16 protein-coding genes are annotated in these 15,502 nt (G+C 31.9%); 10 read left to right on the plus strand and 6 right to left on the minus strand.

Annotation, left to right across the window (positions count from 1 at the left end; genetic code table 11):
• The first annotated feature begins 19 nt into the window (after window positions 1-19).
• Window positions 20-577 carry a thioredoxin family protein gene (locus FHK87_RS15405; protein ID WP_140594646.1) on the plus strand — a complete coding sequence of 186 codons (558 nt, stop codon included), beginning with the start codon at window positions 20-22 and terminating at the stop codon, window positions 575-577.
• 5 nt (window positions 578-582) lie between these two features.
• Complete coding sequence (locus tag FHK87_RS15410) at window positions 583-1,110, plus strand: GNAT family N-acetyltransferase (RefSeq protein WP_226294272.1); 528 nt, start codon at window positions 583-585, stop codon at window positions 1,108-1,110.
• On the opposite strand, the gene FHK87_RS15415 is transcribed toward FHK87_RS15410, so the two are convergent.
• The 3 genes from FHK87_RS15415 to FHK87_RS15425 all read right to left on the minus strand — a co-directional run bounded on the left by FHK87_RS15415 (window position 1,103) and on the right by FHK87_RS15425 (window position 3,700).
• Window positions 1,103-1,624 carry a YfiT family bacillithiol transferase gene (locus FHK87_RS15415; protein WP_140594648.1) on the minus strand — a complete coding sequence of 174 codons (522 nt, stop codon included), beginning with the start codon at window positions 1,622-1,624 and terminating at the stop codon, window positions 1,103-1,105. The genes FHK87_RS15410 and FHK87_RS15415 overlap by 8 nt on opposite strands.
• A 48-nt stretch (window positions 1,625-1,672) precedes the next feature.
• Window positions 1,673-2,467, minus strand: coding sequence for a hypothetical protein (locus FHK87_RS15420; RefSeq protein ID WP_140594649.1), 795 nt, complete (start codon window positions 2,465-2,467; stop codon window positions 1,673-1,675).
• A gap of 300 nt (window positions 2,468-2,767) precedes the next feature.
• Window positions 2,768-3,700, minus strand: a complete 933-nt coding sequence (locus FHK87_RS15425; protein WP_140594650.1) for a peptidylprolyl isomerase — start codon at window positions 3,698-3,700, stop codon at window positions 2,768-2,770.
• Window positions 3,701-3,795: 95 nt separating this feature from the next.
• Between FHK87_RS15425 and FHK87_RS26290 the strand changes: the two genes are divergently transcribed.
• Entirely contained in the window at window positions 3,796-3,960 is a 165-nt protein-coding gene (locus FHK87_RS26290) for a hypothetical protein (protein WP_226294273.1), read from the plus strand.
• 67 nt (window positions 3,961-4,027) lie between these two features.
• Here FHK87_RS26290 and FHK87_RS15430 read toward each other — a convergent pair whose 3' ends face one another.
• The gene (locus FHK87_RS15430) at window positions 4,028-6,232 is read right to left on the minus strand and encodes a RecQ family ATP-dependent DNA helicase (RefSeq protein ID WP_140594651.1); all 2,205 of its coding nucleotides are present in this window, start codon (window positions 6,230-6,232) and stop codon (window positions 4,028-4,030) included.
• Window positions 6,233-6,469: 237 nt separating this feature from the next.
• Between FHK87_RS15430 and FHK87_RS15435 the strand changes: the two genes are divergently transcribed.
• From FHK87_RS15435 to lptB, 4 genes are all read left to right on the plus strand, one after another.
• Window positions 6,470-7,435, plus strand: coding sequence for a KpsF/GutQ family sugar-phosphate isomerase (locus FHK87_RS15435; protein ID WP_140594652.1), 966 nt, complete (start codon window positions 6,470-6,472; stop codon window positions 7,433-7,435).
• Entirely contained in the window at window positions 7,435-8,271 is an 837-nt protein-coding gene (gene tatC, locus FHK87_RS15440) for a twin-arginine translocase subunit TatC (RefSeq protein ID WP_140594653.1), read from the plus strand. The genes FHK87_RS15435 and tatC overlap by 1 nt, the downstream gene beginning before the upstream one ends.
• Window positions 8,268-8,627, plus strand: coding sequence for a carboxymuconolactone decarboxylase family protein (locus FHK87_RS15445; protein WP_140594654.1), 360 nt, complete (start codon window positions 8,268-8,270; stop codon window positions 8,625-8,627). The genes tatC and FHK87_RS15445 overlap by 4 nt, the downstream gene beginning before the upstream one ends.
• 76 nt (window positions 8,628-8,703) lie before the next feature.
• Complete coding sequence (lptB, locus tag FHK87_RS15450) at window positions 8,704-9,447, plus strand: LPS export ABC transporter ATP-binding protein (protein ID WP_140594655.1); 744 nt, start codon at window positions 8,704-8,706, stop codon at window positions 9,445-9,447.
• A 59-nt stretch (window positions 9,448-9,506) separates the two neighbouring features.
• On the opposite strand, the gene FHK87_RS15455 is transcribed toward lptB, so the two are convergent.
• Complete coding sequence (locus FHK87_RS15455) at window positions 9,507-10,262, minus strand: CDP-alcohol phosphatidyltransferase family protein (protein WP_140594656.1); 756 nt, start codon at window positions 10,260-10,262, stop codon at window positions 9,507-9,509.
• A gap of 157 nt (window positions 10,263-10,419) precedes the next feature.
• Between FHK87_RS15455 and lnt the strand changes: the two genes are divergently transcribed.
• The 3 genes from lnt to FHK87_RS26295 all read left to right on the plus strand — a co-directional run bounded on the left by lnt (window position 10,420) and on the right by FHK87_RS26295 (window position 14,647).
• The gene (gene lnt / locus FHK87_RS15460) at window positions 10,420-12,000 is read left to right on the plus strand and encodes an apolipoprotein N-acyltransferase (protein WP_140594657.1); all 1,581 of its coding nucleotides are present in this window, start codon (window positions 10,420-10,422) and stop codon (window positions 11,998-12,000) included.
• 159 nt (window positions 12,001-12,159) lie between these two features.
• Complete coding sequence (locus tag FHK87_RS15465; protein ID WP_140594658.1) at window positions 12,160-14,028, plus strand: ABC-F family ATP-binding cassette domain-containing protein; 1,869 nt, start codon at window positions 12,160-12,162, stop codon at window positions 14,026-14,028.
• 37 nt (window positions 14,029-14,065) lie between these two features.
• A complete protein-coding gene (locus FHK87_RS26295) occupies window positions 14,066-14,647 on the plus strand; it encodes a hypothetical protein (protein WP_226294274.1) in 582 nt (193 codons plus the stop codon).
• Between the two features lie 61 nt (window positions 14,648-14,708).
• On the opposite strand, the gene FHK87_RS15475 is transcribed toward FHK87_RS26295, so the two are convergent.
• Entirely contained in the window at window positions 14,709-15,305 is a 597-nt protein-coding gene (locus FHK87_RS15475) for a PAS domain-containing protein (protein ID WP_140594659.1), read from the minus strand.
• Window positions 15,306-15,502 lie beyond the last annotated feature (197 nt).

Here is a 15,502-nt window from a genome sequence, read left to right on the forward strand (position 1 = left end):
TTCTAAAAACATAAACAACATGGCACGTACTCCTTCAAATATGTTACCCCTCGGAACAACAGCTCCCAATTTTGTTTTGAATGATGTAACAACAAACGAAAAAGTTAATTTACAAGATGCTAAAGGAGAAAAAGGAACAATCATTATGTTTATTTGTAATCATTGTCCTTTTGTAATACATGTTAATGAAGAAATTGTAAGAATAGCTAATGACTATCGAACACAAGGTTTTAGTTTTATAGCCATCAGTAGTAACGATATTGAAAAATACCCTCAAGACAGCCCCGAAAAAATGGTTAAATCTGCAGAGGATAATAAATATACTTTTTCGTATCTTTTTGATGAAACACAAGAAGTTGCCAAAGCATATGATGCAGCGTGCACACCTGATTTCTACCTCTTTGATGCAGATTTACAATTAATTTATAGAGGACAACTAGACGACTCCAGACCTGGCAATGGCATACCTGTAAGTGGTCGGGATCTACGTCAGGCGCTAGATGCTGTGCTTAGAAATACTAAAGTATCTGATCAACAAAAACCAAGTATTGGATGTAATATAAAATGGAAAAATTGATTCATATGGGTTTTGACATAAACTTCAAAAGTTGTGACAAAAAAGATATCATTCATCTAGTAAACGTAAGCAAACAATTTTATCCTGAACATTACGCTCACATATGGCAAAATAATGATCCCAGCTACTATATAAATTTAAGTTTTACTTCAAAAGCGATTGAAGAAGATTTCAAAAATGATAATATAGTATATTTTTTAGTTCAAAATTCAAATCAAATTTTGGGGATCTTAAAAATAAGAAATCATAAAAGTGTTTCAAATTACTCTAAAACAGATGCTTTACAGTTAGAAAAAATATACTTATTAAAAGCATCTACAGGATTGGGTATTGGTAAAAAAGCAATAGAATTTACCAAAGACTACGCTATATCCTTACATAAAAAAATAATTTGGTTAGATGTTATGACAACTAGTCCTGCGTTACATTTCTATCAAAAAGTCGGATTCAAAACTATCGAACATTATAATCTTGATTACCCTAAGTTGAAAGATAACTATAGAGAAATGCAAAGAATGATTCTTGTTATTTAATATCTTTTGAAATTATCTTAAGGTGCGCCAAATGGTGATTACCATGCCATGAGTATATACCAATATCCTCTGCCAAAGAAAGTGTTACATCACCTTCTGGATGAATAAATGTTTTTTGTAAATCATCTGGAGATAATCCTTTCAAAAAATATACCCATTTAGCATGTAGCGCTTTAATCATATCCAAAGATAATTCAATCGGTGCTTGTTTGGCATCAAATAATTCTGCCCATAAAACCTCATTATATGCCTTTATAACTGGGTTATTTTCTGTCATAGCCCACTTAAATCGTATATAACCATGATGGTGGCTATCATGAATATGATGAATCAATTGCCTTGCTGTCCAACCATTTTCTCTGTAAGAAGTTTCTAATTGTTCCTCTGTAAATCCTGAAACTAAATTTATTATTTTTGATGGTAATTCTTCAATATCAAGAATCCATTTTTGAATATGATCTTGAGTAATATTTATTGGACATTCAAACTTTCCTATTGGATATTTTGCATCCATAATTTATGTAAATACGAATTATTATTATTTAAATTGAATAGACAATTTCTATTCAACTTTAGCATAAACGAATTCTTCTTTAGAAGAAAGGTCTACCAATGTTAATAAATTGTTGTTGATATCTTCTATTTTATATCTGTAAATACGATTATCCATTGGAAAAAAGCATTCTAAAACATTGTCTTCTATCCTAGTTTTCAATCGATTAGCAAACTTTCCATTATAAAAATTAAAACGTATAGTACCTTCAAAAATAACATAATCTGTTGTATTTTGAATAAACATCCACTTACCTTGAAGTGTTTCGTAGGTATCTTTATTGTAAAATTTATTGTCAAGTAATGCCTTCATTTTTCTTGCATATTTAACAATACCTTTATCCAAAATTAAATCTTCAGAAGACTCTCCTATTTCTTGTCTTTCTATCTCATCTCCATTATTAAAATAATGTTTTGATTCATACTTTGTGTAAGCATTAGAATAATCTAAAACTATTTGTCCACTATCGTCTTTTGTTTGGATATAAGGTCGATATTGATAATTGACATAAATAAGTTGATCATTCCAGAAATAGAAAGCAGTTAAAACATCTGCTGTTCTTGTGCCTACTTTTCTTATAATCTTCTTGAGTCTTTCGTGTTCGTAATATCCATTAAGTTCTGCACCGTGATCGGGCATCTTATCCAGAAACTCTTCTGGGTCCAGAAAAAACGTTTCAAATTCAATGTAGCTATCAATGATCTCTATTTGATCATTAATATTCATTAGGACATCTTTTTTATCCTGACATTTTGAGATGTAGGTATTGCATAGAATAAAAAGAGCAACCAATCCTTTTTTCATATTTTTGGGGGTATAGCAATTAAAAAATAATAATAAACTTAAAAAGCTTATCATTTTAGCCTAACAAAATATAAAATATTACGTTAAAACAAATACAAAAATTAAAAAAATAAGATTTTTATATTTAAAAAATAAATTTAAAAACAATACATTATCAAGGAATTAGCTTAATTTACAGTATAGAAAAGTTATGAACTAAGATAAAAAACTTGTTAAAAACTTAACAAATTAATAATATGGTATCAAAAAAATCCCTGCTAGTGAGCAGGGATTTTTTAAATTATGTACAATTTAAATACTTTATTTTACCTGGACTAGTTCTACATCAAAAATAAGCGTCGCATTTGGTGGAATCACTCCGCCTGCTCCATTTTGACCATAACCAAGATGTGGAGGAATTACAAATCTAGCTTTATCGCCTACTTTTAATAAAGCAATACCTTCGTCCCATCCTGAGATAACTTGTCCCATTCCTAAAGAAAAGTCGATCGGCTGATTTCTTTTATAAGAAGAGTCAAACACTGTACCATCAGGTAAACTTCCTTTATAGTGTACAGATACAATTTTTCCTTTTTCGGCTTGAACTCCATCTCCATTCTGAATCAATTTGTATCTTAATCCGCTCTCTGTTTTATCAAATCCGGCAGCAAGTTCTTCTAATAATGCTTCAGCTTCTTTTTTTGCAGCAGCTTCTCTTTCTGCTTTTGCTCCATTAAATGATCTAAATGCCTCTACTGCATTAAACTGTTCTGCGTCCCCTCCTACTCTTTGAATTTCAACAGACTCGATCTCATCTCCTTGTTCAATTGTATCAACAATACTTTGTCCTTCTACAACTTTTCCAAATACAGTATGTTTACCATCTAGCCAAGGTGTTTCTACATGTGTAATAAAAAACTGGCTCCCATTGGTTCCTGGACCTGCATTTGCCATTGATAGAACTCCTGGCCCATCGTGTTTTAAATCGGGGTGTATTTCATCATCAAATTGATATCCTGGTCCACCAGCTCCTGTTCCTTGAGGGTCTCCTCCTTGAATCATAAAATCCGCTATTACTCTATGAAACTTAAGTCCGTTATAATAAGGTTTTCCTTGTGGTATTACCTGATTTTCTAAATTTCCTTCAGCAAGTCCTACAAAATTACCTACTGTTCCCGGTGTTTTTTTATATTCTAAATCAATAAGGATGCTACCTTTTGATGTATTAAATTTTGCATATAATCCGTCTTGCATAACAATTTGTGTTTTTAGCTTTTAATTTTACAGGTGCAAAGATAATCAATTGTTAATGGTTTATTATCTTTATTTACAATCTTAAACAAAAAGTTATGTTAGAAAATTTTAAATATTTTCAAATTAAGAATCTAAAAATTATTCATGGAGGTAACCATGCCAATAGTCAAGGTATTCCTGCCGATAATTTAAAAAAATCAACAGACTCTATTATTACTTTACAAGATCATGGAGATAATCTCGGGGTACCGCCAAAATAACAGATAAAACAATAAAGAGGGTGAATTCACCCTCTTTATTGTTTTATCTCTCAAAATTTATACTTCTTTAGTTTGCTACTTCACTAATAAATTTGATACGATATAGGCGTAACTCTTCGTCATCATAGTCTCCATCAAATTCTTCTATAGCCATATCTATTTTATCATTTTCGGCTTCTAAAAAATATTCATGAATTTCTTCTTGTTGATCTTCATCAAGAATTTCATCGATCCAATAGGCTATATTAAGTTTTGTACCACTATATACGATAGCTTCCATTTCCTTAATAAATTCTGGCATATCCATTCCTTTTGCGGCAGCGATATCGTCTAGTGGAAGTTTTCTATCTACATTTTGTATTATATATAATTTTAGTCCACTATTTGCACCAGTACTTTTAACAACAAAATCATCGGGACGAATAATATCATTTTCTTCAACATATTTGGCGATGAGGCCTACAAATTCTTTCCCGTATTTTTTTGCTTTTCCTTCTCCTACTCCATGAACATTTCCTAATTCTTCTATAGAAACAGGATATTTTAAAGCCATGTCATCTATAGAAGGGTCTTGAAACACAACAAAAGGAGGTACTCCTAATTTTTTGGCTACAGATTTTCTTAAGTCCTTTAGCATAAGAACTAATTTATCATCACCTGTACCTTTTCCTGAAGATTTAGCCGAAGTCACAATTGTATCATCATTTGTCTCATTATAGACGTGATCTTCAGTCATCATAAAACTTTTTGGTGATTTAATAAAGCTTTTCCCTTCATCGGTAAGTTTTATAATTCCATATGTTTCGATATCCTTACGTAATAATCCTGAAACTAAAATTTGACGCACTAGCGCCATCCAATATTTCTCGTTATTTTCTTTACCGCTTCCAAAAAATGACTGCTCATGTGTTTTGTGCGATATTATCAAGGCATTACTTTTTCCCGTAAGTGTGTTTACCAATTCTTTGGCTTTGTATATCTCTCCTGTTTTGTTTACAACTTCTAATAAAAGTCGCACCTCATCTTTAGCCTCATGCTTTTTCTTTGGATTTCTGACATTATCATCCATATCAGCTCCTTCTCCATTAACCTCATCAAATTCTTCTCCAAAATAATGAAGAATAAATTTACGTCTTGATATAGATGTTTCTGCAAAAGCAACAATCTCTTGTAAGAGGGCATGTCCTATCTCTTGTTCTGCAATAGGTTTGCCACTCATAAATTTTTCTAATTTTTCTATATCTTTATAAGCATAGTACGCCAAGCAATGGCCTTCTCCTCCATCGCGCCCTGCACGACCCGTTTCTTGATAATAGCTTTCTATACTTTTAGGAATGTCATGATGGATTACAAACCTCACATCCGGTTTATCGATCCCCATCCCAAATGCAATAGTAGCAACGACAACATCTGCATCTTCCATTAGAAACATATCCTGATGTTTTGCCCTTGTTTTTGCGTCTAGACCTGCATGATATGGAACTGCTCTTACTCCATTAACCTCTAATGTTTGAGCTAACTCTTCTACACGTTTTCTACTTAAACAATATACAATACCACTTTTTCCACTATTCTGTTTTACAAAACGTATAATATCGGCATCTACATTTTTGGTTTTTGGGCGGATTTCATAGAATAAATTGGGGCGATTAAAAGATGCCTTGAATGTTTTGGCATTGCTCATACCCAAATTTTTAAGAATATCTTCTTGTACTTTTGGAGTTGCAGTCGCAGTAAGACCAATAATAGGAATATCCTCGCCTATTCTTTTGATAATGTTACGTAAGTTACGATACTCAGGTCGAAAATCGTGTCCCCACTCACTAATACAATGCGCTTCGTCTACCGCTAAGAAGGATATTTTTTGAGATTTTAAAAAATCTACATACTCTTCTTTGGTAAGTGATTCTGGGGCTACATACAGTAGCTTAGTAACACCATTAGTAATATCATCTTTTACCCTTTTTATTTCAGATTTATTCAAAGATGAATTAAGCACATGGGCTATACCTTCTATAGATGATACACTTCGTATAGCATCCACTTGATTTTTCATTAATGCAATTAGTGGGGATACTACTATTGCAGTTCCATCACACATTAATGCAGGAAGTTGGTAGCATAAGGATTTTCCTCCACCTGTAGGCATTATCACAAAAGTATTTTGTTTATCAAGAATACTTTTTATAACGCTTTCCTGTAGTCCTCTAAATTGACTAAAGCCAAAATACTTTTTCAAAGCACTTTGCAAGTCAGTTTCGTTAAAACTCATTAAATTTTTAAACTTTATATACCAATTAAATTAAAAATTACAATCACAAAAAATCTGTTACCCCAAACTTCAGATTTTGTGGATGTTCTCAGTTTCAATTTGTAAGCCAAAGATAAAAAAAGCATAAATTATTACGCTTTTTTTTTGCACTATTTAAAATTAATATGGTATTACATACCTTTGCGTAAATTAAAGATAATAAAATCTTTGATTGATAACACGCAAATTTCATAAATTTTGAATACCCAACACACTATAATTGAATATGCTAAGAAGACAATCGCCGAAGAAGCACGTGCGATTTCTTATTTAGAAGAACTTATTGACGAAGAATTTTCTAATGCTGTAGAGACGATTCATAAGTCCAAAGGGCGAGTTATTATCACTGGTATTGGTAAAAGTGCAATTATTGCTACCAAAATTGTAGCCACAATGAATTCTACTGGTACTCCGGCAGTTTTTATGCATGCTGCAGATGCTATTCATGGAGATTTAGGAAATATCCTAGAAGATGACATAGTGATCTGTATTTCTAAAAGTGGAAATACTCCCGAAATAAAAGTTCTTGTTCCTTTAATTAAAAGTTTTAAAAATCCTCTTATCGGTATCACTGCCAATAGAGATTCTTTTTTAGGAAAAGAAGCTGATTATATATTGCATGCTTATGTAGAAAAAGAAGCATGTCCAAATAATCTTGCACCCACTACGAGTACCACTGCCCAATTAGTTATGGGAGATGCGCTTGCAGTTTGTTTATTGCATTTACAAGGTTTTTCTAGCAGAGACTTTGCAAAATATCATCCAGGGGGAGCTTTAGGCAAAAAGTTATATCTACGTGTCAGTGATATTACATCTAAAAATGAAAAACCTGAAGTAGCTCTAGAATCTAATGTGAGGCAAATTATTGTAGAAATGACAGAAAAAAGACTTGGAGCTACTGCGGTCACAGACAAAGGGGTAATTCAAGGAATTATTACAGACGGGGATTTACGAAGAATGCTAACAACAAATACTTCTTTTGAAGGATTAACTGCAAAAGATATTATGTCTCCAAATCCAAAAAGTATTAATAACGATGCTATGGCTGTAGATGCTTTAGAACGATTAGAGGAAAATTCTATTACACAATTATTGGCAGAAGAGAATGGGCAATATGCAGGAATTTTACATATCCACGATCTAATGAGAGAAGGTATTTTATAATGGCAAGCATGACAAAAAAAGACCCACAATCTATGTCTTTTCTAGATCACCTAGAAGAGTTAAGGTGGCATTTGATAAGAGCAACACTCGCCGTGTTAATAGCAGGAATTATAGCTTTTATAGCCAAAGAATTTATTTTTGACATTATAATTTTTGGACCAAAAAAGCCTGATTTCCCAACCTATAAAGGATTATGTAATCTATCCAAACTTATGGGGCTGGATGAAAGTCTATGTTTCCAGGAATTACCTTTTAGTGTACAAAGTAGGAAAGTTGCAGGACAATTCTCTGTACACATTTGGACATCTATTACCGCTGGATTTATTATTGCATTTCCTTTTGTATTATATGAATTTTGGAAGTTTATCGCCCCAGCTATGTACGACAATGAACGAAAATATTCTAAAGGGTTTATCATTATCTGTTCATTTCTATTTTTTCTGGGTGTATTATTTGGGTACTATGTGATTACACCTCTTTCAATCAACTTTTTAGGAGGATATCAGGTAAGTGAGCAAGTTATTAATGAATTTGATATTGATAGTTACATAGCACTTGTAAGAGCTTCTGTCATTGCATGCGGGCTTATTTTTGAGCTTCCGGTCATTATGTTTTTCCTGACAAAAGTTGGATTGGTAACTCCAGAATTTCTCAAAAAATATAGAAAATTTGCTTTAGTAATAGTATTGATCTTGTCTGCTATTATTACCCCACCTGATATTGCCAGTCAAGTAATTGTAGCAATACCAGTATTGATCCTTTATGAAATCAGTATTGTGATTTCTAAAGCCGTAATTAGAAAAGAAAAAAAATTACAAAAACAAAAAGCTGTATGAGTACTATAGTAGAAGAATTTAATGCATACAGAGAAAAAATGAATTCTCGTATTCTAGAAGATAACAATAAAATCATAAAAAGAATTTTTAATCTAGACACCAACGCTTATATGGAAGGCGCCTTAAATGTAAAGACTAAAGAATTACTTGGTCTAGTGGCATCTGCAGTACTACGCTGTGATGATTGTGTGCGTTATCATCTGGAAACCTGTTACAAAGAAGGGTTAACCAAAGAAGAAGTGGTAGAAGCACTTAGTATAGCAACATTAGTTGGTGGTACAATTGTAATTCCACATCTGAGACGTGCTTATGAATTTTGGGATGCTTTAGAAAAAGCAGATACTTCTAAAGCATAATCATCTTAAGTTTTGAGGTTTTATATAACTTCTTTACTTTTAGCAACATTTTTTTCTTAAAACAGTCATTTTTAATATGAAGTTAAAAGCCGATAATTTAATAAAGTCTTACAAAGGCAGAAAAGTAGTAAAAGGAATCTCTCTGGAAGTAAACCAAGGAGAAATCGTTGGGCTTTTAGGACCAAATGGGGCAGGTAAAACAACTTCGTTTTATATGATTGTAGGTTTAGTAAAACCGAACAGTGGAAAAATAACACTTGAAAATATCGATATCACCAAATATCCTATGTACAAACGTGCACAAAATGGTATTGGTTATCTTGCACAAGAGGCTTCTGTATTTAGAAAATTAAGTATCGAAGATAATATTTTGAGTGTTTTACAACTTACCAAGCTTTCTAAAAAAGAACAGCTCCATAAGATGGAAGCGTTGATTGAAGAGTTTGGACTTGGTCATATCAGAAAAAACCGTGGAGATCTTCTTAGTGGTGGGGAACGTAGACGTACTGAAATTGCCCGGGCCCTTGCCACAGACCCTAATTTTATCTTACTGGATGAACCATTTGCAGGAGTTGATCCGGTTGCGGTAGAAGATATTCAACGTATCGTAGCACAACTTAAAAACAAAAATATTGGTATTCTTATCACCGATCATAATGTTCAAGAAACACTTGCTATAACAGACAGAACTTACCTCATGTTTGAAGGAAGTATTCTAAAAGCAGGAATACCCGAAGAATTAGCAGAAGATGAAATGGTGAGAAAAGTATATTTAGGACAAAACTTTGAGCTTAGAAAGAAAAAGCTTGATTTTAATTAAAAAATATTAGCATTATTTGTCCTACTGAAAAACAAACAAAACATTTGTATACCCATCCCTTAAGCTTGTTTTTCTTTGAAAAATACTGACAATACTATATATAATAGTATAATCAAAGGAATGGCTAAGAACTTAAGAATTACAATCAAAATTACAGAAAGCAGTAAAAAAATGTATCTGATTTTATTATCTGCAAATCCCCAATTCTTAAATTTTAGACCAAATAAGGGAATTTCTGCATTCAATAAATAACAGCTTAATAAAGTTATCCCGAGCAAAAACCATTTGTTGAGTAATAAAGTGCTGATCCATAGCTCATGTTGAAAACTCAAAATTAAGGGCAAACTTATAATCATCAAAGTATTAGCAGGTGTTGGCAGACCTATAAATGAGGTGGTTTGTCGAGTATCTATATTAAATTTAGCTAATCGGTAAGCAGAGGCCAAAGTAATCAAGAATCCTACTAAAGAAATATAAGACCAATCAAAACTTGCAAAAATTTGCTCAGAATCCCAAGTGTTTGGAAGCACATAAAAAGGTTTTCCGAATACTCGCGATAATAACTGATACATAATGATACCTGGTACTAATCCGCTAGTGACCATATCTGCAAGAGAATCCAACTGTACTCCTAACTCACTTTGAACCTTGAGAACTCTGGCGGCAAGACCATCAAAAAAGTCAAACCCTATGCCTAATATTACAAAAAACGCTGCCACTACGAGAAAACCTTCTACAGCAAAAACTACTGCCAGACATCCGCTAAACAAATTAAGTAATGTAATAATATTAGGAATTTGTTTTTTGATCCACATATAATTTTAGATTTCAGCAAAAATAGGAAACTATTTTGGTCTATTCCTATTGAATTAAAACAGAAGAATCGAAGCTTAACAAAAAAGAAGTAATCAATTATACTAATTGTAATTAAATAAGCTTATTTTCGTCATTATACCAAGTGTATTTTAAAATATGAAAAACATATTGTTTGCTATCCTATCCGGAGTATTACTTGCTGTAAGTTGGCCTACTTATGGCTTTCCTTTATTTTTATTTTTTGGGTTTATTCCTCTCCTCCTTTTAGAATATAATCTCAGAAAAGTAAAACGCAGTGCATTAAAAGTTTTTGGATTCTCGTATGTTACATTTTTTATATGGAATATGATAGCTACATGGTGGATTTATAATTCTACCGCTTTTGGAATGTGGTTTGCCGAAATCATCAATAGTTTATTGATGACATTAGTTTTCTTGCTATATCATGTAGTAGCCAAAAGGACCACTTTTACTATTAGTAGCATATTTTTAATCTGCATTTGGATGAGTTTTGAGTATTTTCATCTGCAATGGGAGCTTTCCTGGCCTTGGCTTAATCTTGGTAACGGATTTGCAGGGTTTACTTCATGGATACAATGGTATGAGTATACCGGAACTTTTGGAGGAACACTTTGGGTATGGATCACCAATATTAGTATTTTCAAAAGTATACTCCTTTTCAAACAACACAAAGACAAAACTATTCTATACCGAGCAGCAATTCGCAACGGTCTTATTATTATAGTACCAATTCTTATTTCATTAATTATTCTTAGTACTTACGAAGAAAAAGGAAAATCTATAGAAGTAGTTCTTTTACAACCAAACATAAATCCTTACACTGAAAAATACAACACAACCGATTCTAGGGTTAGTAAATTATTGGATTCACTTACAAAAACTGCTATTACCTCAAATACAAACTTTATTATTGCACCTGAAACTGTTTTTGCCGATAATAATAGACTTAAAAAGTTTGAAACTTCTATCGCAAAACGTTCTGCATCTCGAATACTACACGAATATCCAAATGCTCATTTTTTGTCAGGTATCTCTATGATCGATGTTTTTAATACTAAAGATAAGATACGAAAACAAACCAACATCTATAAAGAAGGTATTTATTTTGATGATTATAATTCTGCATTTTTTGTAAGACCCAATGGCACTACAGAGCTATATCACAAAAGCAAATTAGTTGTTGGCGTAGAAAATTTTCCTTATCAAAGTGTTCTTAAACCTCTATTAGGTGATGCAATGATTGATCTGGGTGGAACGGTAGCAAAAAAAACAACGCAAGACGATAGAGAAGTGTTCTTTACAAAAGATAGTATTGGTGTAGGTCCACTGATTTGTTATGAAAGTATTTATGGTGAGTTTGCAACTGGTTATATAAGAAATAAAGCGGATTTTTTGGCTATTATAACAAATGATGCGTGGTGGGGCAATACACAGGGGCATCGACAGCACTTATACTATGCAAAACTAAGAGCAATTGAAACAAGAAGAAGTATTGCAAGAAGTGCAAATACAGGAATCTCTGCTATTATTAATCAAAAGGGTCAAATTATAGATCAGTTGGGTTATGAAAAGCAAGGGGCATTAAAAGGAACACTTACTACAAATGATAAAGTTACTGTTTATGTAAGAGCAGGAAACTACTTGGCCAGAATTGCTATTTTTCTCACAGTATTCATCTTTTTATTTTCTGTAACGCGAAGAAAGAAAAAAGTTTAATCTATAAGCACTACATGCTATCTTAACTCATTTATCAAAAGAATGCATAGAATTAAAATAATTAGGAACAATATTTTCTAAAACATCATAAGATACTCGTAACAACTTTATTGTTTTGTTAGTCTTCAACTTTGTACCTTTACAGCTTTATTTATTATTGTGAATTACGTATCAGTAGAACATATTGCCAAAGCGTTTGGAGAACGCATTTTATTTAATGATATCTCTTTTGGGATCAATCAAGGGCAAAAAATAGGATTTATCGCCAAAAACGGAACAGGAAAAACATCTTTACTCAATATTATTGCAGGTGATGAAGAACCGGATAGCGGACAAGTTGTCTATCGCAAAAACCTGAAGGTTTCATTCTTACCACAAGAACCAAATCTCGATCCAAACTTAACGATAGAGCAAACTATCTTTGCATCCGATAATGAGATTTTACAAGCCATAAATATTTATGAAAAAGCATTACTAAATCCCGATGATGCCGAAATGTATCAAAAGGCATTTGAAAAAATGGATGCTTTAAGTGCGTGGGATTTTGAAACACAATATAAACAGATTTTATTCAAGCTTAAATTAGAAGACTTACAGAAAAAAGTTAGTGAATTATCAGGTGGGCAAAAAAAACGATTAGCTTTGGCTAATATATTGCTTAGCAAACCCGATTTATTATATCTGGATGAGCCGACAAACCATTTGGATTTAGAAATGATAGAATGGTTAGAAGAGTATTTTGCAAAAGAAAACTTCACTCTTTTTATGGTTACTCATGATCGCTATTTTCTTGAGAATGTTTGTAATGAAATTGTAGAATTAGAAGCAGGTCAATTGTATAGTTACAAAGGTAACTACGCTTATTATTTGGATAATAAAGAAGCTCGAATTGCCAATGAGCAAATCGCTACCGATAAAGCAAAACAACTCTACAAAAAAGAGTTAGATTGGATGCGTAGACAGCCTAAAGCACGTACTACAAAATCTAAATCAAGGATAGATGATTTTTATGAGATCAAAGAAAGAGCACACAAACGTCGTAATGATCATCAAGTACAACTAGAAATCAATATGGAACGTATGGGGAGTAAAATCCTCGAAATTCATAAAGTATCCAAAAGTTTTGGAGACCTAAAACTTCTGGATCAATTTGATTATGTATTCAAAAAAGGAGAACGTGTCGGGATTATTGGTAAAAATGGTACCGGAAAATCAACATTTCTAAATATGATTACCGGAGCCTTACTGCCCGATCAAGGTAAAATCATAATTGGAGATACCATAAAGTTCGGATACTATACGCAAAGTGGAATCAATATTAAGCAAGGTCAAAAAGTAATCGATGTCATAAGAGAATTTGGAGATTATATTCCTCTAAAAAAAGGAAGACAAATCTCTGCACAGCAATTATTAGAACGTTTTTTATTTGATCGCAAAAAACAATATGATTTTGTTGAAAAATTAAGTGGTGGCGAAAGAAAAAGACTCTACCTATGTACCGTACTAATTCAAAATCCCAATTTTTTAATCCTTGATGAGCCTACCAATGATCTAGATATTGTTACACTCAATGTTTTAGAAAACTTTTTACTTGATTTTCCGGGATGTCTTATTGTCGTTTCTCACGATAGGTATTTTATGGATAAAATTGTAGATCATTTATTTGTATTCAAAGGGCAAGGGATTATACAGGACTTTCCTGGTAATTATACTGATTATAGAATTTATGATAGTAGCAAAGCGCCTGATCAAAAAACAAATGAATCTTCTGAACCAAAAGCAAAAAATGATTGGAAAAAAGATAATAAGGCAGCCTTATCATATAATGAACAAAAAGAATTTAATAGAATTGAAAGAGACCTCAAAAAATTAGAACTCAAAAGGAAAGAAATAGAGAATTTATTTAATGAAGGTGTACTTGAAGGAGATAAGATCAATGAAGAATCTAAAAAGCTAGAAAAAATCATTCAAGAAATAGAAGAATGCGAAATGCGCTGGTTCGAGCTTTCTGAAAAAATGGAAAGTTAATTCGTCATATAATCAAAGTACCAAAATAAGATTACTAATGTTATTCCTAATTAAAGAGTATTGTAAATTTCTCTTTGCATCTACAAATCAACATGGGGTACACTCTCCTTTTGTGTATGGATTAGTTACAAAATGCTTTTACGATACCAAAAAGAAGTTATCTTATTCTGACATTATTCCTTTTTATAGAGAATTTCATCAAATACTTCCTTTCAATCTTAAAGTTACAAAGCTTTTAAATCGTATCATCCCATATCTAAAGATTAAAAAAATTCTTATCGTTTCTGACCGATTTGAAGAGATCAAAACTATATTTACTTCTGGAAATGATTCATTAAAAATAGATAGTCAAATTGAAGAAAAAAATTCTTATGACCTCATTTATTTGGATCTAGATGAAACATATCCTAAAAAAAATGTTTTAAAGCCTCTGCTTAGCACTATGCATAATGATAGTATCATCATTATAAATAAACCTCATAAAAGTGAAGAACATAATTTTTTTTGGGAAAAGGTAAAAGAAACTCCTGAAGTAAAAGTTACTATCGATAGCTATCTATTAGGATTTGTATTTTTTAGAAAAGAACAAGTAAAAGAGCATTTTAACATCAGAATATAAAAAAAGCTCGAAAATAGTATTACTATTTCCAAGCTTCATCCCTATCTATAAACAAAACTACTTATCTAAACATTCTTGAAAATACAGATTTACGTTTGTGATATTGTAAATCTTTAGGATCATACGTGCTCTTTTCTCCAGCCAGGCATATTTCTTCTATATATTGGTCATAAGTCATATTTTTTTCTTCGAGAAAACCAAAAAGATATTTTTCTGCTACCTCGATACCGCTAGCTTGCTCTACAGAAAGTATTTTTTTATACAAATGGTCTATTTTCTCAATTGTCTCTCTTGGTGGTGCTTTTCTCCTCGCTACAAAAGAAACTATTTCTCCTGTATCATCAGTTTTTACATCAAAATCTGTAATTACCCAATAATACCTACCATCTTTTGCTAAGTTTTTTATTATCGCGTGTATATTTTTCTTTGCGTTGAGATGTTCCCACAATAATTTAAAAATAACTTTTGGCATATCAGGATGACGTACTGCATTATGAGGTTGACCAATCAATTCGTGTTCTTCATATCCGCAAATTTCTATAAAATAATCATTAGCATACTCAATGATTCCTTTTGGGTTTGCTTTACTCATAATCATCTTCTTGTCATCCAAGGCAATTTCTACATTGATAGGCTCGGGGCGTTTTAGTATTTTCATATTTGTGTATTATTAATAATTAATGTGAAACTAATTTTAACCGTAACTATGAAACAAAGTTTAATCAATCCTTTATCTCTAACTTATCTTCAAATACTTAATAACAATCATCAATTCTATTTATAATTAATTTCATAATAAATTTGGGTAATAATCTATCTATTATTAGTTGGGTTTCATAATGTATAATCTTTGAA

The sequence above is a fragment of the Aquimarina algicola genome (genome assembly GCF_006443095.1).
In the GTDB taxonomy this organism is placed as follows: Bacteria; Bacteroidota; Bacteroidia; order Flavobacteriales; family Flavobacteriaceae; genus Aquimarina; species Aquimarina algicola.